The organism is Cribrihabitans pelagius (assembly GCF_048820915.1).
Taxonomy (GTDB): domain Bacteria; phylum Pseudomonadota; class Alphaproteobacteria; order Rhodobacterales; family Rhodobacteraceae; genus Cribrihabitans_A; species Cribrihabitans_A pelagius.
The window spans coordinates 57,962-82,280 of record NZ_JBMERR010000012.1 but is presented as its reverse complement, the minus strand read 5'-3'; the positions used below and the strand labels follow the sequence as shown (position 1 = coordinate 82,280).

Here is a 24,319-nt window from a genome sequence, read left to right as displayed (position 1 = left end):
CCCCCCCCCCCCCCCCCCCCCCCCCCCCCCCCCCCCCCCCCCCCCCCCCCCCCCCCCCCCCAAGGCCGCACAGAAGGCGCGCCGGCGCAGCCGGGGCGCCTGCGGGCGCGGGAGGTTTTGCCTGGCCTGTTTTGTCCGGTTTATTGCGGCTTGCGGCAGATGCGGGGCGGGGCCGTGCCCGGCTCCACCGCGCCGCAGGCACTGCAGCGCCACTGCGCCTGCGCAAGCTCCTGGCGCCAGCGGCAGTGGCGGGTGAGGCTGGTGGTGCGGCGGCGCCAGAAGAGATAGGCGAGCACCCCGGCCAGAAGGAGAAGCAGAAGCACCGGCATGGCCCCTATCTAGGCGCCCCGGTGCGGCGCCGCAACGGGACAGCCGGTGACACGGGGAGCACCCGGCCAGCGGGCCTCTCTTTGACGCGGGCTTGGCGGCCGCGGCTTCCGGCGCAGCTTCGGGACGGCAATAGGCGCAAGCCGGCTTCGGCGCTTCCAGCGCGGCACGGGCAGCGGCGGCGCGAGCCCCGGTCCCGGATTGCGCGGCGGCTGCAGGATGCCGGGTCAGGCTCTTCATGGGTCGTCGCCGGTCTCTTTCGGCGTCCTCCCGGCCCGATAACGCGCCTTGCTGCAACCCTGCGCGCCGGATGAGGCTGCAAGGGGGCCGCGCGCCGGGTCCAATGCGGACCCTGGCCGCAGCGCGGCCCTAACCCGCCAGCAGATGCCCCGCCAGCCCCAAGGCAAAGCCTGCAACCGCCCCCAGCGCCGGGGCGTTGCTGGCCTCGCCCCGCGCCTTGGGGGCGATATCCTGGAACAGCAGGTAGAGAATGCCGCCCGCGGCAAAGATCATCACCGCCCCAAGCACCCCGGGCGCCTCCGCGAGCCACAGGGTGCCCGCCACCGCGCAGAGCGGCCCCAGCGCCGCGAGCCCGGCAAAGCCCGCGAGCACGGGCCAGGCCGGGCGGTCCTTGCGGCAAAGCTCGCGGAAGGCGGCAAAGCCTTCAGGCACGTTCTGCAGAAAGATCATGACCGCCAGCACATAGGCGGTCCCGGCCTGGTCCACCAGCATCGCCCCCAGCGCCATCGCCTCGGGCAGAAAGTCGAGCATCATCGCCAGCAGCAGGGCCCAGCTGCCACCGCGCCGCTCCAGCAGGCCATCGACCAGGTAGAAAGCCACGCCGCCCGCCAGGAACAGCGCCACGGCCGCGAGCGGCGGCAGCGCCTCCGCCGCCTCGGGCACCAGCACCAGCGCCACCGCTGCCGCCAGCGCGCCGCCGCCAAAGGCCGCCACCGCGTGCAGCACCGCGTCGCGCACCACCGGGTTACGGATGTGCTCGTAGACGGCCAGCAGGCCGCCCAGAGGCATCGACAGGCCGGCGGCGGCCGAAAGCAGGACGGCGTAGAGGACAGGTTGCATGACGCGAGCCTAGGGCGGCGCGGCGGGCTTCACAACAGGCCGGAAACACCCCCTGCAAGGGTGGCGGGGCGGCAACAGCCGCCGCGAAGGGCGGCGCGGCTCAGGCGTTGATGCAGGATGTCGCCTGGGCCGCCTGCGCCTCGCTCACACCCGCCCCCGGCTCCACCCGGCGCAGCACCGTGGCGCCCGCCCCATGGCCGAGCACCTGCGTCTGGACCCGGTAGCTCCCGGTGATCCCGGCCGCAGCGATACAGCCCGGCAGCCGCGCGTCGGAGGCGGCGAGCTGGGCGCCGAGCCGGTCGCTGTCGCCCGCCGTGATACAGCCCGCGAGCAGCGCCGCCGCCGCCAGGGCCAGAAAATGCCTGTTCATGCACATGTCCTCCGCCTGCCCTGCGCCCTCCCCTCAGGGGGGGCCGGAACGTTATGCGCCCCGGTTTCGCAGGAAACCGGGGCGCGATCAATCGTGGAGGCGCGGCAGGGGCCGCACCGGCAGAGCCTTGCGGATCAGAGCGTGCGTTCGACCATCAGTTTCTTGATGTGCGCGATCGCCTTGGCGGGGTTCAGCCCTTTGGGGCAGGTCTTGGCACAGTTCATGATGGTGTGGCAGCGGTAGAGCTTGAAGGGATCCTCAAGATCGTCCAGCCGCTCCGGCGTCGCCTCGTCGCGGCTGTCCACGATCCAGCGGTAGGCGTGCAGCAGCGCCGCCGGGCCGAGATAGCGGTCGCTGTTCCACCAATAGCTCGGGCAGGCAGCGGAGCAGCTGGCGCACATCACGCATTCATAGAGGCCATCGAGCTTCTTGCGGTCCTCGATCGACTGCTTCCATTCCTTCGCCGGACGGTTGGTCTTGGTTTCCAGCCAGGGCATGATCGAGGCATGCTGGGCATAGAAAAGTGTCAGGTCCGGGATCAGGTCCTTCACCACCGGCATGTGCGGCAGCGGGTAGATCTTCACGTCGCCCTTGACCTCGTCCATGCCGTAAATGCAGGCCAGCGTGTTGATGCCGTCGATGTTCATCGCGCAGGAGCCGCAGATGCCTTCGCGGCAGGAGCGGCGGAAGGTCAGCGTCGGATCGATCTCGTTCTTAATCTTGATCAGAGCGTCCAGGATCATCGGGCCGCAGCTGTCCATGTCGACGAAATAGGTATCGACCCGCGGGTTCTGCCCGTCATCCGGGTTCCAGCGGTAGATCTGGAACTTGCGCACATTGGCCGCGCCTTGCGGCTTGGGCCAAGTCTTGCCCGTGGTGATCTTGGAGTTCTTCGGGAGCGTAAATTCAACCATGATGCCTCTCCTTAGAACGTCCGCGCCTTGGGCGCGATCTTGTTCAGGCTGATGCCGCCCTCGTCTTCGGTGGTGAGCGGATCGGTGATCACCGGGCGGTAGCTGAGGGTGACGTCCTTGCCGTTCACATGGGAAACCGTGTGCACCCGCCAGTTGTCGTCGTCGCGCGTCGAGTAATCCTCATGCGCATGGGCGCCGCGGCTTTCCTTGCGCGCCTCGGCGCCCACGATGGTGGCCAGCGCGTTGGGCATCAGGTTGGTCAGCTCCAGCGTCTCCATCAGGTCGGAGTTCCACACCAGCGAGCGGTCGGTCACCTTGAGGTCATCGAGCTTGCCCGCGATCGCGGTCATCTTCTCAACACCTTCCTTCAGCGTCTTGTCGGTACGGAACACCGCCGCGTCTTCCTGCATGGTGCGCTGCATCTCCAGCCGCAGCTCGGCGGTGGGGGTGCCGCCGTTGGCGTGGCGCAGGGCGTCGAAACGGTCGAACGCCTTGCCGACAGAGGCCTGGTTCAGCACCGGGTTCGAAGCATCCGCGTCCACCACCTTGCCCGCACGGATCGCGGCGGCGCGGCCAAACACCACGAGGTCGATGAGCGAGTTGGAACCCAGGCGGTTGGCGCCATGCACCGAGGCGCAGCCCGCCTCGCCCACGGCCATCAGGCCCGGCACGGTTGCGGTCGGGTCGTCTTCGGTCGGGTTCAGCACCTCGCCCCAGTAGTTGGTCGGAATGCCGCCCATGTTGTAATGCACGGTGGGCAGAACCGGGATCGGCTCCTTGGTGACATCGACGCCGGCAAAGATCTTGGCCGACTCCGAGATCCCCGGCAGCCGCTCCGCCAGCGCCTCGGCCGGCAGGTGGGAGAGGTTCAGGTGGATATGGTCGCCATGCTCGCCCACGCCGCGGCCTTCGCGGATTTCCATCGTCATGGAACGCGAGACGTAGTCGCGCGGCGCCAGATCCTTGTACTGGGGCGCGTAGCGCTCCATGAAGCGCTCGCCCTCGGAGTTGGTGAGGTAGCCGCCCTCGCCGCGCGCGCCCTCGGTGATCAGGCAGCCGGAGCCGTAGATGCCGGTGGGGTGGAACTGCACGAACTCCATGTCCTGCAGCGCCAGGCCAGCACGCGCCACCATGCCGCCGCCATCGCCGGTGCAGGTATGCGCCGAAGTGGCAGAGAAATAGGCGCGGCCGTAGCCGCCGGTCGCCAGCACCACCATCTTGGCGCTGAAGACATGCATGGTGCCGTCATCGAGCTTCCAGCACACCACGCCCTGGCACTGCCCGTCCTCGGACATGATCAGGTCGATGGCGAAATACTCGACATAGAACTCGGCGTTGTTCTTGAGGCTCTGGCCATAAAGCGTGTGCAGGATGGCGTGGCCGGTGCGGTCGGCGGCGGCACAGGTGCGCTGCACCGCGGGGCCTTCGCCGAACTCGGTGGTGTGGCCGCCGAAGGGGCGCTGGTAGATCTTGCCCTCCTCGGTGCGCGAGAACGGCACGCCGTAATGCTCCAGCTCGTAGACCGCCTTGGGGGCTTCGCGGGCGAGGTATTCCATTGCATCTGTGTCGCCCAGCCAGTCGGAGCCCTTCACAGTGTCGTACATGTGCCACTGCCAGTGGTCCGGGCCCATGTTGGAGAGCGAGGCGGCAATGCCGCCCTGCGCCGCCACGGTGTGCGAGCGTGTCGGGAACACCTTGGTCACACAGGCGGTGCGCAGCCCCTGCTCGGCCATGCCGAGGGTGGCGCGCAGCCCGGCACCGCCGGCGCCGACGACAACCACGTCGTATTCGTGAGTTTCGTATTCGTAAGCAGCCATAGAAAAAACCTCGGGGTTCGTCAGAGGGCCAGGCGCACCAGCGCATAAACGCTGGCGGCGGCCACTGCATAGGACAGGCAGTTCACCAGGATGATCGTCAGACGGCCTGCAAGACCGTGCACGTAATCCTCGATCATGATCTGGGCACCGGATTTGAAATGCATCATGCCGACCCACATGGTCAGCGCGGCAACCAGCGCCGGGAAGGGGCGGGAATAATAAGCGGTGATCTCCTCATAAGATCCGCCCAGCGCCGGACCGAAGGTGAAAACGAAGAGCGGCACCAGGATCAGCAGCCCGATCGAGCTGATCTGCATCGACCAGTGGTGGCTGGTGCCGGATTTGGCGCTGCCCAGGCCCATAGCCCGCTTGCGGTCAGTCAGAAAGCGCATCGCGTCAATCTCCCCGGCTCAGACGATGATGAGGGTGAAAAGGGTGAGGGCCACGGAACCGATGATGACGATCCAGCCCAGGTTCTCGGCATCTTGCAGGTCCAGCATGTAGCCGTTGTCCCAGATCAGGTGCCGCACGCCCGCCAGCGTGTGATACCACAGGCCGAGCACCGAGAGGCTCAGCACCAGATCGCCGAACCAGCTGGTCAGCACGGCGTTGGCGGTGGCGAAACTTTCGGCAGAGGCGGCGGCGGCGAGAAACCACCAGGCGATCAGCAGCGCCGCAACGATCAGCGCATTGCCGGTGATCCGCGTCAGGATCGACGTGATGGAAGTCAGCTGCGGACGGTAGACCTGCAAATGTGGCGAAAGCGGGCGGTTGCCCCGATTAACATCGGCCATTTTGGCTCCTTTCCGGTTGGCTGACGACGTTTTAGCCGATTTTTGCGGACTGTCACCCGAACGAAGGGTAAAAATCCGCGGTTATTTGTCCTGTTAGCGCGAAAACGCCGATTGATGTGATCACACCCAGATGCATAGTGATCACAAATTCCCGGATTGGAAATTCTTTACAGAATCAATATCCCGCCTGCAAATTACCGCAAAGTCCCGCCATTCGCCGGCAGCGCCGCGGTCTGCCGCGCCACCTCCCGCAACAGCTTCTTGCGGATGCCTTCGGGGTAGCCCGCAAAGCTTGCCGCGGTGATCACAAAAGCCCCCTCCCCCAGGATCACGTTCTCATAAAAATAGGCGGTGAGGTCCGGCTCGCTCTGCTCGATGGCGATGGCGTTCACTGTGACGTTTGCGGCGCGCAGGGCCGGGTGCAGGACGCGCGGTTCCATCCCCTCGTTGGAGGGGCCGTCGCCGGAAATGTCGATCACCCGGCGGCGGCAGCCGGGCACTGCGGCGAATTGCGCAAGCCCCAGCGCCAGCGCCTCCCCCACCGCGGTGGAATAGTTGCGCCAAGGCCGCGGCGCCGACTCGATGCGCTGTGCCAAGGCCTCCAGCCCGGCAAAGCTCTGCACTTCGGTCCAGGGCAGGGTCACCTCCTGGCGGGCGCTGCCGGACCATTGCAGCAGCATCAGCTGCGCCTGGCCGCGCACCAGTGCCTCCGCCACAATGCCATCGCGCAGCGCAGCCGCCAGCCCGTCCATCTGGGCGCGGTATTCGCCGGAATCAACCGAGCCGGAGACATCCACCGCCAGCACCAGCGCCAGATCGCAGGCAGCCGCCTTGAGCGGTGCCAGGAAGATCAGGGAAAAGAACAGATGCCGCAGGACCCGCATGAGCTGAGAGTAGGCGGGAATTGCGGCGCGGGTCATCACATTTGTGCCAGAACCGCGGCTGCTTCCGGTCACTGGTGCAGCAGCAGCCCCGAATTGGCCTCCCGTTTCAGCTTGCCCGCCAGCAGGGCAGATATCTTCTCCAGGCAATCCACCGTCAGCGGCTTGCTGAGGTAGCCTTTCACCGCCTCGTACCGCTGTGCCCGCTGCAGATCGCGCGGGTCCAGCGAGGAGGTCAGCATCACCACCAGGGTATTGCCGAGGTCCGGGCCAAGGCGGCGGCTGGCCTCCTCCAGAAACTCGAAGCCGTTCATCCGCGGCATGTTGATGTCGAGCAGGATGACGTCAACCGGCGGGCAGTCATCGCCGGAGAGGAACTCCAGCGCCTCCTCGGCGTAGTCGAACATGATAATGTCATCCGCCAGCTTCGAACGGCGGATGATGCGCCGGTAGAAGAGCTGATCGGCGCGGTCGTCATCGACCACAACGACGCGGCCGATGGCCGGAATATCTGAGCTTTGAACGGTCATGGGTGTTTTCCCGGCAGGTCGGCAATGAAAGTGGTGCCGCCGCCCGGGGTGTCCGCGACGGTGATGCTGCCGCCGTGGTTTCGGGCGACGCGGCGGCACATCGACAGCCCCAGTCCGGAACCGGGGTAGTCCTGGTAGACATGCAGCCGCTGGAACATGCCAAAGATCTTCTCGCGGTCGGCCGCCGCGATGCCGATGCCGTTGTCCGCCACCATCAGCCGCAGGCCGCCCGCTTCGTCCAGCGGCGTGGCGCTGATGCGCACCAGCGGCGGCTGCCCGGGGCGGCTGAACTTGATGGCGTTGCTCAGGAGGTTCTGGATCAGCATCCGGATCTGCACCGGGTTGCCGGAATAGACCGGCAGCTCGCCCAGCTGGATTTCCGCCTTGGCTTCGGCGATGTCGCCCCTGAGGTCGGCGATCAGTTCCCGCGTCAGCGCAGTGAGGTCCAGCTCCTCGTGCCTCTGGCGGTTCTCGGTGACATGGGTGAAGTTCAAAAGCGCATCGATCTGGCTGCGCATCCGCATCACCGTCTTGAGTCCGATGCCGAGCATTTCCCGCCCGTCCTCGTCGAGCTGGCCATCCAGATGCTCGCCCAGTTCCTTCAGCACCATCAGCACGGTGTTTGCGGGCGCCTTCAGATCGTGGGAGAGTGCATAAGAGAAGGCCCGCAGCTCCTCCGTCGCGATCACCGCCCCGGCCTTCTCCGCCTGCTCCGCGCGCTTCACCGCGGTCAGGTCGTTGTGCGCGCCCAGCATTCGTATGGGCGTGCCGCTTTCATCCCGGATTGCAATGCCGCGGCAGCGCACCCAAACGGTGGAGCCATCGGCATGGGTATAGCGCACAATCTGGTCGTAGGGGTGATCGGGGTCGGCGCAATGGGCGTGGAAATTTTCCAGCGCCTGTTTCAGATCGTCCGGGTTGATCAGGTCCTGCCATTCCGCCGGATCGTGGCGCATGCTGGCCGGATCCACTCCGAACAGGCGCCACATCTCGGGACTCATCCACTCCTGGTTAGGATTCTCCAGATCCCAGTACCAGATCCCGTCCAGCGAGCCTTCCTGGATGAACTGCCAGACCGAGGGGTCGGTCCGGATCAGCTCCGACAATTCATTCTCGAGGTAGTGCCGGTCCTGCATATGCCACCTTATGAGATTCCGCCCCCATAGGTTGTATATTTTCGCCTTAAAGAAGTAAAGATTGGGTTAACTGCCCCCGGTACCAGCCCCCCGGAGGCAGGTTTTCGCGCCTATTGCGGCATCAAGGCCCAGTAATCCAGATCCAGCAGCACATCCGGCAGGTATTTGCCGTCCTCGCCCTTCAGCTGGAACGGTGCACCGCCTTTGGTGGCGACCAGCCGCAGCCGCAGCGCGCCGACGCCCGGCGCGTCTGTATCGGCCTTGTCCAGCACCTCGGACCAGGCCCGCACGGTCGTGCCCGACAGGCAGGGGTTGGCATGCGCGCCGCCATTGAGGCCCGCAATCATCTGCGCATTCGCCAGCCCGTTGAAGCTGAGCGTGCGCGCCAAGGAGATCACATGGCCGCCATAGATCAGCCGGGTGCCATCGGGGCGCGCCGTCGTGTCGAAATGCACCTTGGCAGTGTTCTGCCACAGGCGGGTCGCCATCATGTGCTCGGCTTCCTCAATGGTGACGCCGTCCACATGGTCGATGGTCTCACCCACCGCGTAATCGCCCCAGCGGTGCGGCTCGCCTGCGAGGGTGAAGTCATAATTCGTGAAATCCAGCCCCTCCGGCATCACCAGCTGACCGGCGGGGATCACCTTGTCCAGCTCGGGAATCACGGTTTCCGGCGCCGGGGCCTCAAGGTCGCGCTTCCGCACCATCACCCAGCGCACGTATTCGATCACGCAGTCACCCTGCTGGTTCAGCCCGCGGGTGCGCACGTAGACGACGCCGGACTTGCCGCTGGAGTTCTGCTTGAGGCCGATCACCTCGGATTCCGCGCGCAGCGTGTCGCCCGGGTAGACCGGCTTCAGCCAGCGCCCGCCCGCGTAACCCAGGTTCGCCAGCGCATTGAGCGAGATATCCGGCACCGTCTTGCCAAAAACCACGTGGAAAGCGGCCAGATCGTCGAGCGGTGCTGCGGGCAGCCCGCAGGTGCGGGCGAACTCGTCGGAGGAATAGAGCGCATGGCGCGCAGGGTAAAGCGCATGATACAGCGCCCGCTCGCCGCCGGAGACGGTGCGCGGCACCGCGTGGCGGATCACCTCGCCCACACGGTAGTCCTCGAAAAAACGGCCGGGGTTGGTCTTGGCGGCGGTGCGGGCCTCGGGCATCAGTGCTCTCCCAGCTTGGTCTCGGGGGTATAGGTGCCCGCCACCTCCTTCACCACGGCCTGGCCGCAGCGCATCACGCCCTTCACAGGGTCAAAGGCCTGGGTCGGGCTGCCGTGCAGCGCCCAGCCCTTGTTCAGCGCGTCGGTCACCTTGTGGCAGAAGGCCGAGGTGTCGTCCTCGGACAGGAAGCGGTAGAGTTTCATGGGTCATTTATCCTGGAAAGGGGGAGGGGCCGATCAGCCCGTGAATGTAGCCAATCACACCGTAAAGCACGACCGAGGCCGCGAGGAACATGCCGTCCTTGGCAAGGCTGCCCTTGGGGCGCGGAGACCACTCGGGCTCGGCGCGGTTGATGACGATGACCTCGGTCACCGCCCAAGCCAGAAGCCCGCCGAACAGCACGAAGGAGGCCGCGTCCCAGTTGACCAGCAGGTGCGCCACCGCCCAGAGCTTGACGCCCGCCAGCATCGGATGCCGCATACCGCTCAGCAGCGCGCCTTTCCTGGGTGCCGGGCTCATCAGATAGATCGCGATCAGCACCATCAGGTTGTTGATATGGCGCAGGAAGGGCGGCGGTGCGGCCAGGTCGTAGACCTCGGCCGAGCGGTAGCCCAGCACCATCAAGACGACGCTCACCAGCAGCACCAGTGCCACCGCGCCGCGCCCGGCATTGCCCATCGCGGCGCGCGGACCGGGCGCCAGCCGCTTGAACAGATGCGCGCCCCACCACAGCACAAGCCCTGCAATCAAAAGCGCCATGTCATTCTCCCCTCGCTGGTGTCCGCGTCAACAGCTAGGCGGAAAGCGCAGCGATTGCATCCGCTTTTGCAAGGATTTCCCGCGCCGCGGCGACATGCAGGTTTTCCACGATGCGGCCATCGACCACCGCCACGCCCTGCCCTGCGGCCGCGGCTTCCTCGAAGGCGGCGATCTGGCGGCGGGCGGTCTCGACCTCCTCTTCCGCCGGGGCAAAGGCGGCGTTGGCAACCTCGACCTGCGCCGGGTGGATCAGCGTCTTGCCGTCAAACCCCATGTCGCGGCCCTGCTCGCATTCGGCGGCGAGGCCCTCGGCATCCTTGAAGGCATTGTAGACCCCATCGACGATGACGCGCCCCTCGGCCTTGGCGGCCAGCAGGCACAGGCCCATCCCCGCCATCATCGGCAGCCGGTCGGGGCGGCTGCGCGATTGCAGCTCCTTGGCCAGATCATTGGTGCCCATCACCATGCCCCGCAGCTTCGGGTGCGCGGCAATGGCGGCGGCGTTCAGCATGCCGCGCGGCGTCTCCATCATCGCCCAGAGCGGCGTGCCGCCGGTGATCTCCGCCAGCGCGTCCAGATCGGCAGGCGAGGACACCTTGGGCAACAGGATGGCGTCACACGCCATCTGTGCCGCGGCTTCGGCATCGGCGCGGCCCCACTCCGTGTCGAGCCCGTTGATCCGCACGATCCGCATCCGCGCGCCATAGCCGCCAGCCGCCAGCGCCTCTGCCAGGGTTGCGCGCGCGTTCGCCTTCTCGTCGGGAGAGACCGCATCCTCCAGGTCGAAGATCACCGCGTCCACCGGCAGGGTCTTGGCCTTCTCCAGCGCGCGCGGCTTGGAGCCGGGGATGTACAAAACCGAACGGTAAGGGCGCGCGCGCGGATCCATGAAGCCACTCCTTTGGTTATTTTGTTGCTCAAACCGCTATCGAATCGAATGCAAACTTTCAAGGTCAATTCTGCCGCAGTGCAGCACCGCTCGCGAACTGTTGCGGCAAGGCCCTGAGTTTCATGAGAAATCTCCGGCGGCCGCCGGGTTAACCCTATCTCAGCACCTCATTGGCATGCTGGAGGACATCAAGCCACAGGCTCTCTGCCGCCACTTGGCGCAGCTGCTGCCCGCGGGCAGGTGCCCGCTTCCTGGACTAGACGCCACACCGGCCCGCTCGGGGCGGCCGGGGCCGCCCGTAGAGGCGCCCTGCCCCGTCCGGCCGCTCGGGAGAAGGGTAAGACGCAATGCTGAAAACAATGATGAACCTGACTTTGGGGCTGGTGCTGCTGTCCCTTCTGACGCTCACCGCCGGGCCCGCCGCGGCACAGGAGCGCAATTGCGCGCCGCGCGACAAGGTGCTGCAGCGGCTGGCGGACAAATACGGTGAAAGCCGCCAGAGCATAGGCATGGGCCAGCGCGGCCTGGTGATGGAGACATTTGCCTCCGCCGATACCGGCAGCTGGACGATCACCGTGACCACGCCCGCCGGCATCACCTGCCTGGTCGCCTCCGGCCAATCGTATGAGGTGCTGGCCGAGGCGCTGCCGGAAGCGGAAAGCGACGCCTGAGGCGTTTGGAACAAGTTGGCCCCGGCGCAAAGCAGGCCGGGCCGCAGCAGATGAGGCAGGCCGAAGGGCCATACAGGTGCGGCGGCCGCCCGGGTCAGACGGGCGGGCCGCCGCAGTCCGTGCCGCACCGCCTGCACCCTCGCGGTCCTGACGGCAGCGCGCCGGACCGTGCCCCCGCTCCGCCACTGGAAATCATACCGGAGCCCGCCTGTGTCCTCCCTGACGCCCGTCAGGCATCCGCGCGGAGACCGCCTGCAAACCGTCTCAAGCCCGCAAAGGCGCAGCCCCGGGACCGGCCCGGCCGCCGCCCGCCGCGCGGCGCCGCAGCGCAGAACACTTGCGCGGAAAGGCGTTACGCCGTAGGTCATCAGGCAATTTCAACCGGACCGGAGAAATCATCCAATGGCACGACCCAAAATCGCCCTTATCGGCGCAGGTCAGATCGGCGGCACCCTCGCACATCTTGCAGCCCTGAAGGAACTCGGCGACGTCGTCCTGTTCGACATCGCCGAAGGCACCCCGGAAGGCAAAGCGCTGGACATCGCGGAGTCCGGTCCCTCGGAAGGCTTCGATGCCAAGCTGAAGGGCACCCAGTCCTACGAGGACATCGCTGGCGCCGACGTCTGCATCGTGACCGCGGGCGTGCCGCGCAAGCCGGGCATGAGCCGCGACGACCTCCTGGGCATTAACCTCAAGGTCATGAAATCCGTGGGCGAAGGCATCCGCGACCACGCGCCGGACGCTTTTGTCATCTGCATCACCAACCCGCTGGACGCGATGGTCTGGGCCCTGCGCGAATTCTCGGGCCAGCCCCATGCCAAGGTCTGCGGCATGGCCGGCGTGCTGGATTCGGCCCGTTTCCGCCATTTCCTGGCCGAGGAATTCAACGTCTCGATGAAAGACGTCACCGCCTTCGTGCTGGGCGGCCATGGCGACACCATGGTGCCCTCCGTGCGCTACTCCACCGTTGGCGGCATCCCGCTGCCCGATCTGGTCAAGATGGGCTGGACCAGCCAGGAGAAGCTCGACGCCATCGTGCAGCGCACCCGTGACGGCGGCGCCGAGATCGTCGGTCTGCTGAAGACCGGCTCCGCCTTCTACGCGCCTGCCACCGCGGCGATCGAGATGGCCGAAGCCTTCCTCAAGGACCAGAAGCGCGTGCTGCCCTGTGCCGCCTATTGCGACGGCGAGCTGGGCGTGAAGGACATGTATGTGGGCGTGCCCACCGTGATCGGCGCCGGCGGCATCGAGCGCATCATCGAGATCGAGCTGACCTCGGACGAGCAATCGATGTTCACCAACTCGGTGAACGCGGTGAAGGGCCTGGTCGAGGCCTGCAAGGGCATCGACGCCTCGCTGGCATAAGCCGGCAGCCACTGCTTTATCTGGAAGGCCCGCGCTCCTGCGCGGGCCTTTTGCGTCTTGCCGCAGCGCGATACCGCCTCCCGGGCGATGCCGCTTTCAGGTGCCGAAATGCCGGGGCCGCGCCATCACGGCTCCTCCGAATCACCCTCGGTTAAGGCTTTGGAAATTCGTGATCACACCCCCGAAAAGCGTGATCACAAAACCGGCAAATCTCCGCCATTTTTAACCGCGGCGCCGGAAAACCCTTTAAACCGCGTTCCGAAGACGGCCTATTGTGCCCGACAATTGCAGCCAGACGGGACAGTTTCAGATGAACATCCACGAATATCAGGCCAAAGCCCTTCTTCGCAGCTATGGCGCCCCGGTGTCCGACGGACGGGTGGTGCTGAGAGCCGAAGAAGCAAAGACCGCAGCGGGTGAACTGGACGGCCCGCTTTGGGTGGTGAAGGCACAGATCCACGCAGGCGGCCGCGGCAAGGGCTCCTTCAAGGAAGCCGGCGCGGGCGAGAAGGGTGGCGTGCGCCTGACCAAATCGGTCGAGGAAGCCGCTGAGGAAGCTAAGAAGATGCTGGGCCGCACTCTGGTCACGCATCAGACCGGCCCGGCGGGCAAGCAGGTGAACCGCATCTACATCGAGGCCGGCTCCGGCATCGAACGCGAGTTGTACCTGGCACTGCTGGTCGACCGCCAGACTTCGCGCATCTCCTTCGTCTGCTCCACCGAAGGCGGCATGGACATCGAGGAAGTGGCGGAAGCCACGCCGGAGAAGATCCTCTCCTTCTCGGTCGATCCGGCCAGCGGCTACCAGGCTTTCCACGGCCGTCGCATCGCGTTCTCGCTGGGCCTGGAAGGCGCGCAGATCAAGCAGTGCGTGCAGTTGATGGGCCAGCTCTACAAGGCCTTCGTCGAGAAGGACATGGAGATGCTGGAAATCAACCCGCTGATCGTCTCCGACGGCGGCAGCCTGAAGGTGCTTGACGCCAAGCTCAGCTTTGACGGCAACGCGATCTACCGCCACGCCGACATGGCCGAGCTGCGCGACACCACCGAGGAAGACCCCAAGGAGCTGGAAGCCTCCAAGTACGACCTGAACTACATCGCGCTCGACGGTGAGATCGGCTGCATGGTGAACGGCGCGGGTCTCGCGATGGCGACCATGGACATCATCAAGCTTTATGGCGCCGAGCCTGCCAACTTCCTCGACGTGGGCGGCGGCGCGACGAAGGAGAAGGTGACCGAAGCGTTCAAGATCATCACCTCCGACCCCAACGTCAAAGGCATCCTGGTCAACATCTTCGGCGGCATCATGCGCTGCGACGTGATCGCCGAGGGCGTGGTCGCCGCGGTGAAGGAAGTCGGCCTGAAGGTACCGCTGGTTGTCCGCCTTGAGGGCACCAACGTCGAGAAAGGCAAGGAGATCATCAACACCTCCGGCCTCGACGTGATTGCTGCCGACAACCTGAAGGACGGCGCCGAGAAGATCGTGAAGGCGGTGAAGGGCTGATCGGTATGCGGTTCGGCTTTCTTCCGGTAATGTGCCTCTCACTGATGGGCGCGGCTTGTTCCAGCGGTTACACCGCTGGAACAAGCCCGCTGAGCGTTGGTCCAACGGATTACGAGGCCCCGGACCAAAGTGCCCCGGGCGCAACTGCATCGCCGGCTGCTGGCGGGAGATATGACCCTGCCACTGACACCTTCATTCCATCCGCATTCTCGCAACCGGCGCCCGCCGCAATTTCCCCTGTGGCAAACAGCTTTCAGGCAGCAGGCGCCGACGATGCGCACACCGGAATTGCAGCATCTTACGTTGGGCCTGCCCCCTCTCGCGAAGCAGACATTTTCCGGGAAGTTTGCATAAACAATGCCCCGGTGCTGGAGCAATACGCCATCGAAAGTGCTGCTCAAACAACGGTGTACTCGGCGAACAGTATAAGGGGAGCCGGCGCTGAATACGATCCGGGGCGGTATTGCAGGGTATCTTTTGCAGGCGCGGCTTCGCCCTCCCAAGCGGAGATCCTAAGCATTGCATCAGGCTTTGCAGGCAAAACCGGCGGTGTTGCCCGCCTTCGCAAGAGCGCGATCGGCGGCGGCAAATGGTACGAAGTAAAAATTGGCCGCACCAAGTTCGGCATTGAGGGCGGCGCCCGTGGTGGCGTGGCCTATTACACAATCTCCAAGAGATAGCCCGGGAGCCCCTTAATTGGCAGTCCTCACCAACATAAACACCGGCATCGCCAAAAAGAGCTGCGGCCTTTCAAAGGGCATCTACAACTCCGAGTGGGCGAATGCTAGCGGCACCGGAACGGCGGGCTCAGATTTGAAAGTGAAGGACTGAGGGACTGACCCCATGAAAGCAGCTGTCTACCTCATAGGCTTGCGGCAGGCCACGGGCCGGGCGGAGCTGATGCAGCGGGAGCTGGATCAGGCCGGGCTTTCTGCTGTGCGCATCGATGCGGTGGACAGCACCCAAGTCAGCCGCGAGGAGATGCTCAAGCAGTGCCGCTCCGAGGGCAACTGGGGCTATTTCCAGACCAAGGACATGGCCTGCACGCTCAGCCATGCCAAGGCCTGGGAGGCGCTGCTGGCCTCGGACGCCGACGTGGCGCTGATCCTGGAGGACGACGTCTTCCTGTCGCCCGACACCGGCGCCTGGCTGAACGACCTGTCCTGGTGGCCGCAAGATGCCGGCATCGTCAAGTTCGAGCGCTGGCGGGCTAAAAAACTGCAGGTGGCTCTTGGCAAGGGCGGCTTCACCCACATGGGCCGCGAGGTGCGCAGGCTGCTGTCGCGCCATGCGGGCGGCGCGGCCTACGCGATCTCGCGCCGGGCGGCGCAGCATCTGCTGGACAGCCGCCCGTTCGAGATCACGCTGGACAACCTCCTGTTCAACTTCGATGCCTCCAAGCCTGCGCGCGGCATCAAGGTCTATCAGGTCCAGCCTGCGCTTGCCGAACAGGGCAACGAGGCCCCCGGCGAACACGCCATCGGCCCGACCCGGCACCGGCCCAGGGGCTGGCCGCTGCTGCGCCAGAAACTCCGGCGCGGAAACTACGAGTTCCGCGGCGGCTTTCGAATACTTCCCAGTGTGGTCTTGGGGCGGGCCACCCTCGAAAAAATCCGCTTCGACGGCCGTTCATTGGCCACCCCACAGAACCAACAGACACATACCGCTTGAAGGAACCGACATCATGGCAGTCCTCATCGACGAAAACACCAAGGTCATCTGTCAGGGCTTTACCGGCTCGCAGGGCACTTTCCACTCCGAGCAGGCCATCGCCTACGGCACCAAGATGGTCGGCGGCGTGACCCCCGGCAAGGGCGGCCAGACGCACCTGAACCTGCCGGTGTTCAACTCCGTGCATGAAGCCAAGGCCAAGACCGAAGCCAACGCCTCGGTGATCTACGTGCCGCCGCCGTTTGCCGCCGACTCGATCCTGGAGGCGATCGACGCCGAGATGGAAGTGATCGTGGCGATCACCGAGGGCATCCCGGTGCTCGACATGATGAAGGTGAAGCGGGCGCTGGAGAACTCCAAGTCCACCCTGATCGGCCCGAACTGCCCCGGCGTGATCACCCCCGATGCCTGCAAGATCGGCATCATGCCCGGCCACATCCACCGCCGCGGCTCGGTCGGGGTTGTATCCCGCTCCGGCACGCTGACCTACGAGGCCGTGAAACAGACAACCGATGTCGGCCTCGGCCAGTCCACCTGCGTGGGCATCGGCGGCGACCCGATCAAGGGCACCGAGCATATCGACGTGCTGGAGTGGTTCCTGGCCGATGACGAGACCGAGAGCATCATCATGATCGGCGAGATCGGCGGCTCCGCCGAGGAGGAAGCCGCGCAGTTCCTGGCCGACGAAGCCAAGAAGGGCCGTTCGAAGCCGGTTGCTGGCTTCATCGCCGGGCGCACCGCCCCTCCGGGCCGCCGCATGGGCCATGCCGGTGCCATCGTGGCCGGCGGCAAGGGCGGCGCCGAGGACAAGATCGAGGCGATGAAGTCGGCAGGCATCGTCGTCGCCGAAAGTCCGGCGGGCCTGGGCGAAGCCGTGCTGAAGGCGATCGGCAAGTAAGACCGCGTGCCTGCGGGGCATCTGCACGGCAGGCACGGCCCGGCGGTCCCCGCCGGGCGCTTCTGTCTGATGCCCCGGGCCGGTCTATTGCGGCCGCCGCCCTCCCGCAGGCAGGCGCGGTTTAACAGAATGAATACCCCCGCAGCCCAGATTGCGGGGCGTGGCCCCGGCCAAAACCCATACGGTCCTAATCCGCTAGAGGTAACCTCATGACCGACCAAAGCCCCAACGACCTCTTCCACGCCTCCTCTTTCATGCAGGGGCACAATGCGGAGTATCTGGAGCAGCTCTATGCCCAGTACGCCAATGACCCGAATGCAGTGGACGCCGCCTGGGGCGAGTTCTTCCGCCGCATGGGCGACACCGAACTGGACGTGAAGGCCGAGGCCACCGGCCCCTCCTGGGCCCGGCCCGACTGGCCGCCCGCCCCCGCGGACGAGCTGACCGGCGCGCTCACCGGCCAGTGGCCCGACCCGGTCGAGGCCGAGGCTGCGGGCAAGAAGATAAAGGCCAAGGCGGCCGAGAAAGGCGTCGAGATCTCCGACAAGGACGTGCAGCGCGCGGTGCTGGATTCGATCCGAGCCCTGATGCTGATCCGCGCCTACCGCTTCCGCGGCCACCTGGCCGCCGACCTCGACCCGCTGGGCATGCGCGCCGAGACCCCGCACCCGGAGCTGGACCCCAGAACCTACGGCTTCACCGAGGCCGACATGGACCGCCCGATCTTCATCGACAACGTGCTCGGCCTGCAGGTCGCCAGCATGCGCCAGATCGTCAGCATCGTGAAGCGCACCTACTGCGGCACGTTCGCGCTGCAATACATGCATATCTCCGACCCCGAGCAGTCCGCCTGGCTGAAGGAGCGGATCGAGGGCTACGACAAGGAGATCCGCTTCACCCGCGAGGGCCGCAAGGCGATCCTCAACAAGATGGTCGAGGCCGAGGGTTTCGAGAAGTTCCTGCACGTCAAGTATACCGGCACCAAGCGCTTTGGCCTGGATGGCGGCGAAAGCCTGATCCCGGCGATGGAGCAGATCATCAAGCGCGGCGGCGCGCTTGGCGTCCAGGACATCGTGATCGGCATGCCGCACCGCGGCCGCCTGTCGGTGCTCGCCAACGTGATGCAGAAACCCTACCGGGCGATCTTCCACGAATTCCAGGGCGGCAGCTTCAAGCCCGAGGACGTGGACGGCTCCGGTGACGTGAAATACCACCTCGGCGCCTCCTCCGACCGCGAGTTCAATGGCAACGAGGTGCACCTCAGCCTGACCGCCAACCCCTCGCACCTGGAAGCGGTGAACCCGGTGGTGCTGGGCAAGGTCCGCGCCAAACAGGACCAGCTCGGCGACAAGAGCCGCACCTCGGTGCTGCCGATCCTGCTGCACGGCGATGCGGCCTTTGCGGGCCAGGGCGTGGTGGCGGAGTGCTTTGCGCTTTCGGGCCTGCGCGGCCACCGCACCGGCGGCACCATGCACATTGTGGTGAACAACCAGATCGGCTTCACCACCGCGCCGCATTTCTCGCGCTCCTCCCCCTACCCGACCGACAACGCCCTGGTGGTCGAGGCGCCGATCTTCCACGTCAACGGCGACGACCCGGAAGCGGTGGTGCACGCCGCCAAGGTGGCAACCGAGTTCCGCCAGAAGTTCGGCAAGGACGTGGTGCTCGACATCTTCTGCTACCGGCGCTTCGGCCACAACGAGGGGGATGAGCCGATGTTCACCAACCCCCTGATGTACAAGAAGATCAAGGGCCACAAGACGACGCTGTCGCTCTATACCGAGCGGCTGGTGAAGGATGGCCTGATCCCCGAAGGCGAGATCGAGGACATGAAGGCCGCCTTCCAGGCGATGCTGAACGAGGAATTCGAGACCGGCAAGAACTACAAGCCCAACAAGGCCGACTGGCTTGACGGGCGCTGGTCGCATCTGGACAAGCAGGACGCCGACTACCAGCGCGGCCGCACTGCAGTCGAGCCGGAGACGTTCAAGGAAATCGGCCAGGCGCTGACCCGCCTGCCCGAAGGCTTCCCGGTGCACCGCACCGTGAAGCGCTTCCTCGATGCCCGCGCCAAGATGTTCGAGAAGGGCGAAGGCATCGACTGGGCCACCGGCGAAGCGCTGGCTTTCGGCTCGCTGATGCTGGAGGGCTACCCGGTGCGCCTGGCCGGCCAAGACGCCACCCGCGGCACTTTCTCGCAACGCCACTCCGGCATCGTCGACCAGGAGACCGAGGAACGCTACTACCCGCTCAACAACATCCGCGCCGGCCAGTCGCAATACGAGGTGATCGATTCCGCGCTGAGCGAATACGCAGTGCTGGGTTTTGAATACGGCTATTCACTGGCCGAGCCCAACGCGCTGACGCTCTGGGAAGCGCAGTTCGGCGATTTCGCCAACGGCGCCCAGATCATGTTCGACCAATTCATCTCTTCGGGTGAGTCGAAGTGGCTGCGCATGTCGGGCCTCGTCTGCCTCTTGCCGCACGGGTTCGAGGGCCAGGGGCCGGAACACTCCTCTGCGCGCCTGGAACGCTTCCTGCAGATGTGCGGCCAGGACAACTGGATCGTCGCGAACTGCACGACGCCCGCGAACTACTTCCACATCCTGCGCCGCCAGCTGCACCGCACCTTCCGCAAGCCCTTGGTGCTGATGACGCCGAAGTCGCTGCTGCGCCACAAGCTCGCGGTCTCCAAGACCGAGGAGTTCACCACCGGCTCGAGCTTCCACCGGGTGCTCTGGGATGACGCCCAGCACGGCAACTCCGACACCCAGCTGGTGCCGGACGACAAGATCAAGCGCGTCGTGATGTGCTCGGGCAAGGTCTACTACGACCTCTTGGAAGAGCGCGACGCCCGCGGCATCGACGACGTCTACCTGATGCGGATAGAGCAATTCTATCCCTTCCCTGCGATCTCCATGGTGAAGGAGCTGGAACGCTTCAAGCAGGCGGAAATGGTCTGGTGCCAGGAAGAGCCCAAGAACCAGGGCGCCTGGACCTTCATCGAGCCCAACATCGAATGGGTGCTGACCCGGATCGGCGCCAAGCACACAAGGCCGATCTATGTCGGCCGCGCGACCTCGGCCTCGCCCGCAACCGGCCTGGCCAGCGAACATAAAGCCCAACAAGAGGCGCTCGTGAACGAAGCGCTGAGCATCTGAGGAAGTATTTGATATGACCACCGAAGTGCGCGTGCCCGCCCTGGGCGAATCCGTGACCGAAGCAACGGTTGCCACCTGGTTCAAGAAGCCGGGCGATCAGGTCTCTGCCGATGAAATGCTCTGCGAGCTGGAGACCGACAAGGTCACCGTCGAGGTGCCCGCCCCGGCCTCCGGCCGCCTGGAGGACATCGTCGCGGGCGAAGGCGAAACCGTCGGCGCCGATGCGCTGCTCGCCAACATTGCCGAGTCCGACGCTGCAGGCCCTGAAGTCGTGAAGCCGCGCGGCGAAAAAGCCCCCGCTGCTGAGCCCGAAGCCTCCGGCACCGGAGATGCAGGCGAAGCCGGCGCCAGCACGGACGTCATGGTGCCCGCGCTCGGGGAATCGGTAACCGAGGCCACCGTCTCCACCTGGTTCAAGAAGGTCGGCGACAGCGTCGCACAGGACGAGATGCTCTGTGAGCTGGAAACCGACAAGGTCTCCGTCGAGGTGCCGGCACCCGCGGCCGGCGTGCTGGCGGAAATCAGCGCCGAAGAGGGCGCAACCGTGACCGCCGACGCCAAGCTCGGCGTGATCACGGGCGGCGCGGGCGCGGCCAAGCCCGCCGCCAAGTCCGGCAACGGCGAAGCCGCGGCTGAGCCTGCCCCCGCGGCTGCCGAAGGCAAGGACGTCGCCAACGCGCCTTCTGCCGAGAAGGCGATGGCCGAAGCCGGCTTGAACGCCGCCGATGTGAAGGGCACCGGCCGCGACGGCCGCATCATGAAGGAAGACGTGGCCGCCGCCGTCGCCGCCGCGAAATCCGCGTCCGCCGCCGCAGCCCCCGCCCCTGCCGCCCAGGTCCGCGGCCCGGTCTCGGCCGATGACGCCGCGCGCGAGGAGCGGGTGAAGATGACCCGCCTGCGCCAGACCATCGCCAAGCGCCTGAAGGACGCCCAGAACACCGCCGCGATCCTGACCACCTACAACGAGGTGGACATGACCGAGGTGATGGCACTCCGCAACCAGTACAAGGAGCAGTTCGAGAAGAAGCACGGCGTGCGCCTCGGCTTCATGTCCTTCTTCACCAAGGCCTGCTGCCATGCGCTGAAGGAAGTGCCCGAAGTCAACGCCGAGATCGACGGCACCGACATCGTCTACAAGAACTTCGTGCACATGGGCGTTGCCGCGGGCACTCCGCAGGGCCTGGTGGTGCCGGTGATCCGCGACGCCGACACGATGTCCTTTGCCGAAATCGAGAAGGCGATCGCCGAGAAGGGCAAGCGCGCCCGCGACGGCAAGCTGTCGATGGCGGAGATGCAGGGCGGCACCTTCACCATCTCCAACGGCGGCGTCTACGGCTCGCTGATGTCCTCGCCGATCCTGAACCCGCCGCAGTCCGGCATCCTCGGCATGCACAAAATCCAGGAGCGCCCGATGGTGATCAACGGCGAGATCAAGATCCGCCCGATGATGTACCTGGCGCTGAGCTACGACCACCGCATCGTCGACGGCAAAGGCGCCGTGACCTTCCTGGTCCGCGTCAAGGAAGCGCTGGAAGACCCGCGCCGCCTGCTGATGGATCTGTAAGGCGGACGCAGGTTCAGTAGCACGGTGCAGCTTTGTCCCTAGACGCCTACAAACCGTCTGAACATCGTTTCCGGTTCGCTGCTTGGGCAGCGGGCCGGGCCGCAAACCGTCAGATGAAGGGGCTCACCGTGGGAAAAGCTGCACAGCTGCTTCGCGCGGCCGGGTGTGAGCGCTTTTGTATCGGGATGGGCAGTTTGCCCGAACCGTTGGAGTTCGACGATTGCCACGCGCGCTGGCGTCAGCAACTAATCGGTTGTGCAGAAGCCTCCGGCCTCGCGGGTTTCTCGCACGGCCGTGCCGCCAAGCTGATCAACGTTTTTCTAAAGTCACTCTACCTGAGTGACTTCCGCTGTCTCCAGGACCAGCTGGGGCAGACACCGTCAAAGATTGATGCCATGCATCCGCCCATTGATCGCGTGCTGTTATCCGAATTGAAGCGGCATGGCCCGCCCGGCCTGAAAGCGGCAATTCGCACATGCGGTAATACAAACTGGACCACGATGGATTCGGAGAGCTACCAGCACCTCATAGACGCGATCAAAGCGGAAACCGCAGGTCGCCTCTGGATGATCGAGTCTTACTGGCAAGGGCACCAATGACCCCCGAACTCACCGCCCTCACCCTCGCTGCGCTCCTGCAGGTGGCCCAGATCGCCCTGATGGCGGTGCCTGCCAACCTGGAGCTTGGCCAGGGCAAGACGCTCGGCCCCCGCGACCGGGACCGGCTGGGCGGCGATTTGCAGGATCAGGTCTCCCGCCGCACCGCGCGGCTCTACCGCGCGATGAACAACCACTTCGAAGGGCTGATCCTCTTCACCATCGCCTGCCTCGCGGTCACGCTGGCAGACAAGAGCTCGCCCCTCACCACGGGTTGCGCCTATGCATACCTCGGCGCGCGCCTCGCTTACGTCCCGGCCTATGCCTTCGGCTGGGTGCCCTGGCGCAGCCTGATCTGGAGCGCCGGCTACCTCGCCACCGCCCTCATGCTGATGGCGGCGCTCCTATGACCTGTCATCTTGCCGAAAATACTCCGGGGGAGGCCCGCCAGGGCCGGGGGCAGCGCCCCCTCCCCGTCCTGCGCCCGGCGCATCGCTCCCGGGCCGAAACTCTTCCTGTCAAACCATTCCAAGCCGGTGTAGGCCCGCAGCCTATGGGGTGCAGGGGACTCACCCCGCTTGGACCACGCCAAATCTGAAGAAAGGACCTGACAATGGCCTCTTATGACGTGATCGTAATCGGCGCCGGCCCCGGCGGCTATGTCTGCGCCATCCGCTGCGCCCAGCTGGGCCTGAAAACCGCCATCGTGGAGGGCCGCGAGACCCTCGGCGGCACCTGCCTCAACGTCGGCTGCATCCCCTCCAAAGCGCTGTTGCACTCGACCCACCTGCTGCACGAGGCGGAGCACAACTTTGCCAAGATGGGCCTGAAGGGCAAATCCCCTTCGGTCGACTGGGACCAGATGAAGGCCTACAAGGACGAGGTCATCGGCCAGAACACCGGCGGCGTCGAGTTCCTGATGAAGAAGAACAAGATCGACTGGATCAAGGGCTGGGCCGAGATCCCCGAGGCTGGCAAGGTGAAGGTCGGCGACGACACCCACGAGGCCAAGAACATCGTGATCGCCTCCGGCTCGGTCCCCGCCTCGATCCCCGGCGTGGAGATCGACGAGAAGCAGGTGGTCTCCTCCACCGGCGCGCTGGAGCTGCCGAAGATCCCCAAGAAGATGGTGGTAATCGGCGCGGGCGTGATCGGGCTGGAGCTGGGCTCGGTCTATGCCCGCCTCGGCGCCGATGTGACCGTGGTCGAATACCTCGATGCGGTCTGCCCCGGAATGGACAAGGACGTGCAGCGCGGCTTCAAGCGGATCCTGGAAAAACAGGGGCTGAAGTTCATCATGGGCGCCGCGGTGCAGGGCGTGGAGACCACCAAGAGCAAGGCCAAGGTCACCTACCAGGCCAAGAAGGGCGGCGAAGAAGAAACCCTAGACGCCGACGTGGTGCTGGTCGCCACCGGGCGCAAACCCTATGCCGAGGGGCTGGGTCTCGACGCGCTTGGCGTCAAGATGACCGAGCGCGGCCAGATCGCCACGGACAAGACCTGGGCCACCAATGTGAAGGGCGTTTATGCCATCGGCGACGTGATCGAAGGCCCGATGCTGGCGCACAAGGCCGAAGACGAGGGCATGGCCGTGGCCGAGGTAATCGCGGGCAAGCATGGCCATGTGAACTACGGCGTGATCCCGGGCGTGGTCTACACCACCCCGGAAGTGGCGACCGTGGGGGCCACCGAGGATGCGCTGAAGGCCGAGGGCCGCAAGATCAAGACCGGCAAATTCATGTTCATGGGCAACGCACGCGCCAAGGCGGTGCACCAGGCCGAGGGCGGCTTCGTGAAGATCATTGCCGACAAGGAAACCGACCGCATTCTCGGTGCCGCGATCATCGGCCCCGGAGCAGGCGACCTGATCCACGAGCTCTGCGTGGCGATGGAATTCGGCGCCTCGGCCGAGGATGTGGCGCTGACATGCCACGCGCATCCGACCTACTCGGAAGCGGTGCGCGAGGCAGCCCTCGCCTGCGGCAGCGGCGCCATTCACAGCTGATCCGGCGCAGGCGCACTGAAAGGCAGCTCCCCCGGAGCTGCCTTTTTCCTTTCCGGGTCGCCGGATGTCCGGTTCGCCCTGAATCTCCCCAGCACGGGACAAGGCCGAAGGCCGCCGCGAATCGCAGGCCACGCCCCCACACGGCGGCGATTTGGCTGCGGCTGGGTGGTCCCTCGAGAGGGTGTACGGATCTGGCCGGGATAAACTGCCAATCTTTCCCCTTCGGT

At 65.6% G+C, this 24,319-nt stretch carries 26 protein-coding genes; 12 read left to right on the top strand and 14 right to left on the bottom strand.

From position 1 onward, the window contains the following. Positions 1-140: 140 nt before the first annotated feature. From ACOHX0_RS12240 to ACOHX0_RS12175, 14 genes are all read right to left on the bottom strand, one after another. The gene (locus ACOHX0_RS12240; RefSeq protein WP_420677062.1) at positions 141-329 is read right to left on the bottom strand and encodes a hypothetical protein; all 189 of its coding nucleotides are present in this window, start codon (positions 327-329) and stop codon (positions 141-143) included. Between the two features lie 367 nt (positions 330-696). Next, complete coding sequence (locus ACOHX0_RS12235; protein WP_420677061.1) at positions 697-1,407, bottom strand: ZIP family metal transporter; 711 nt, start codon at positions 1,405-1,407, stop codon at positions 697-699. Between the two features lie 100 nt (positions 1,408-1,507). Continuing rightward, positions 1,508-1,777 (bottom strand): hypothetical protein, encoded by a 270-nt coding sequence (locus tag ACOHX0_RS12230; RefSeq protein ID WP_420677060.1) that lies wholly within the window; start codon positions 1,775-1,777, stop codon positions 1,508-1,510. A 134-nt stretch (positions 1,778-1,911) separates the two neighbouring features. Next, entirely contained in the window at positions 1,912-2,691 is a 780-nt protein-coding gene (locus ACOHX0_RS12225; RefSeq protein WP_420677059.1) for a succinate dehydrogenase iron-sulfur subunit, read from the bottom strand. 11 nt (positions 2,692-2,702) lie between these two features. Then, positions 2,703-4,508, bottom strand: coding sequence for a succinate dehydrogenase flavoprotein subunit (sdhA, locus tag ACOHX0_RS12220; RefSeq protein WP_420677058.1), 1,806 nt, complete (start codon positions 4,506-4,508; stop codon positions 2,703-2,705). A gap of 20 nt (positions 4,509-4,528) precedes the next feature. After that, positions 4,529-4,900, bottom strand: coding sequence for a succinate dehydrogenase, hydrophobic membrane anchor protein (sdhD, locus tag ACOHX0_RS12215; RefSeq protein WP_420677057.1), 372 nt, complete (start codon positions 4,898-4,900; stop codon positions 4,529-4,531). An 18-nt stretch (positions 4,901-4,918) separates the two neighbouring features. Continuing rightward, positions 4,919-5,302, bottom strand: a complete 384-nt coding sequence (sdhC, locus tag ACOHX0_RS12210) for a succinate dehydrogenase, cytochrome b556 subunit (protein ID WP_420677056.1) — start codon at positions 5,300-5,302, stop codon at positions 4,919-4,921. A gap of 194 nt (positions 5,303-5,496) precedes the next feature. Further along, positions 5,497-6,186: a DUF1194 domain-containing protein gene (locus ACOHX0_RS12205; protein WP_420677153.1), complete on the bottom strand. Its 690-nt coding sequence runs from the start codon at positions 6,184-6,186 to the stop codon at positions 5,497-5,499. Between the two features lie 68 nt (positions 6,187-6,254). Further along, positions 6,255-6,713, bottom strand: a complete 459-nt coding sequence (locus tag ACOHX0_RS12200) for a response regulator (protein ID WP_420677055.1) — start codon at positions 6,711-6,713, stop codon at positions 6,255-6,257. Further along, positions 6,710-7,849, bottom strand: a complete 1,140-nt coding sequence (locus ACOHX0_RS12195; RefSeq protein ID WP_420677054.1) for a sensor histidine kinase — start codon at positions 7,847-7,849, stop codon at positions 6,710-6,712. The genes ACOHX0_RS12200 and ACOHX0_RS12195 overlap by 4 nt, the downstream gene beginning before the upstream one ends. Before the next feature lie 110 nt (positions 7,850-7,959). Continuing rightward, entirely contained in the window at positions 7,960-9,009 is a 1,050-nt protein-coding gene (locus ACOHX0_RS12190) for a MaoC family dehydratase (RefSeq protein WP_420677052.1), read from the bottom strand. Further along, the gene (locus ACOHX0_RS12185; RefSeq protein ID WP_420677051.1) at positions 9,009-9,212 is read right to left on the bottom strand and encodes a DUF1737 domain-containing protein; all 204 of its coding nucleotides are present in this window, start codon (positions 9,210-9,212) and stop codon (positions 9,009-9,011) included. Before ACOHX0_RS12185 ends, ACOHX0_RS12190 begins: the two co-directional genes overlap by 1 nt. 7 nt (positions 9,213-9,219) lie before the next feature. Continuing rightward, positions 9,220-9,768, bottom strand: a complete 549-nt coding sequence (locus ACOHX0_RS12180; RefSeq protein WP_420677049.1) for an NnrU family protein — start codon at positions 9,766-9,768, stop codon at positions 9,220-9,222. Between the two features lie 34 nt (positions 9,769-9,802). After that, positions 9,803-10,657: an HpcH/HpaI aldolase/citrate lyase family protein gene (locus ACOHX0_RS12175; RefSeq protein WP_420677047.1), complete on the bottom strand. Its 855-nt coding sequence runs from the start codon at positions 10,655-10,657 to the stop codon at positions 9,803-9,805. A 347-nt stretch (positions 10,658-11,004) separates the two neighbouring features. On the opposite strand from ACOHX0_RS12175, the gene ACOHX0_RS12170 reads away from it, so the two are divergent. The 12 genes from ACOHX0_RS12170 (at position 11,005) to lpdA (ending at position 24,092) form a co-directional block, all read left to right on the top strand. Then, complete coding sequence (locus ACOHX0_RS12170; RefSeq protein ID WP_420677046.1) at positions 11,005-11,328, top strand: hypothetical protein; 324 nt, start codon at positions 11,005-11,007, stop codon at positions 11,326-11,328. A gap of 402 nt (positions 11,329-11,730) precedes the next feature. Beyond that, entirely contained in the window at positions 11,731-12,693 is a 963-nt protein-coding gene (gene mdh / locus ACOHX0_RS12165; RefSeq protein WP_420677044.1) for a malate dehydrogenase, read from the top strand. A gap of 310 nt (positions 12,694-13,003) precedes the next feature. Beyond that, positions 13,004-14,197 carry an ADP-forming succinate--CoA ligase subunit beta gene (gene sucC, locus ACOHX0_RS12160; RefSeq protein ID WP_420677042.1) on the top strand — a complete coding sequence of 398 codons (1,194 nt, stop codon included), beginning with the start codon at positions 13,004-13,006 and terminating at the stop codon, positions 14,195-14,197. Between the two features lie 239 nt (positions 14,198-14,436). Next, the gene (locus ACOHX0_RS12155; RefSeq protein ID WP_420677040.1) at positions 14,437-14,877 is read left to right on the top strand and encodes a hypothetical protein; all 441 of its coding nucleotides are present in this window, start codon (positions 14,437-14,439) and stop codon (positions 14,875-14,877) included. A 16-nt stretch (positions 14,878-14,893) separates the two neighbouring features. Beyond that, entirely contained in the window at positions 14,894-15,028 is a 135-nt protein-coding gene (locus ACOHX0_RS12150) for a hypothetical protein (RefSeq protein ID WP_420677039.1), read from the top strand. 12 nt (positions 15,029-15,040) lie between these two features. Continuing rightward, positions 15,041-15,868 carry a glycosyltransferase family 25 protein gene (locus tag ACOHX0_RS12145; RefSeq protein ID WP_420677038.1) on the top strand — a complete coding sequence of 276 codons (828 nt, stop codon included), beginning with the start codon at positions 15,041-15,043 and terminating at the stop codon, positions 15,866-15,868. A gap of 13 nt (positions 15,869-15,881) precedes the next feature. After that, positions 15,882-16,766 carry a succinate--CoA ligase subunit alpha gene (gene sucD / locus ACOHX0_RS12140; RefSeq protein ID WP_420677036.1) on the top strand — a complete coding sequence of 295 codons (885 nt, stop codon included), beginning with the start codon at positions 15,882-15,884 and terminating at the stop codon, positions 16,764-16,766. Positions 16,767-16,975: 209 nt separating this feature from the next. Next, entirely contained in the window at positions 16,976-19,927 is a 2,952-nt protein-coding gene (locus ACOHX0_RS12135; protein ID WP_420677034.1) for a 2-oxoglutarate dehydrogenase E1 component, read from the top strand. Positions 19,928-19,940: 13 nt separating this feature from the next. Next, positions 19,941-21,491 (top strand): 2-oxoglutarate dehydrogenase complex dihydrolipoyllysine-residue succinyltransferase, encoded by a 1,551-nt coding sequence (odhB, locus tag ACOHX0_RS12130; protein ID WP_420677033.1) that lies wholly within the window; start codon positions 19,941-19,943, stop codon positions 21,489-21,491. Between the two features lie 113 nt (positions 21,492-21,604). Further along, positions 21,605-22,090: a hypothetical protein gene (locus ACOHX0_RS12125; RefSeq protein ID WP_420677032.1), complete on the top strand. Its 486-nt coding sequence runs from the start codon at positions 21,605-21,607 to the stop codon at positions 22,088-22,090. Then, a complete protein-coding gene (locus ACOHX0_RS12120) occupies positions 22,087-22,497 on the top strand; it encodes an MAPEG family protein (protein WP_420677031.1) in 411 nt (136 codons plus the stop codon). Before ACOHX0_RS12125 ends, ACOHX0_RS12120 begins: the two co-directional genes overlap by 4 nt. Before the next feature lie 203 nt (positions 22,498-22,700). After that, a complete protein-coding gene (lpdA, locus tag ACOHX0_RS12115; RefSeq protein WP_420677029.1) occupies positions 22,701-24,092 on the top strand; it encodes a dihydrolipoyl dehydrogenase in 1,392 nt (463 codons plus the stop codon). Positions 24,093-24,319: the final 227 nt, after the last annotated feature.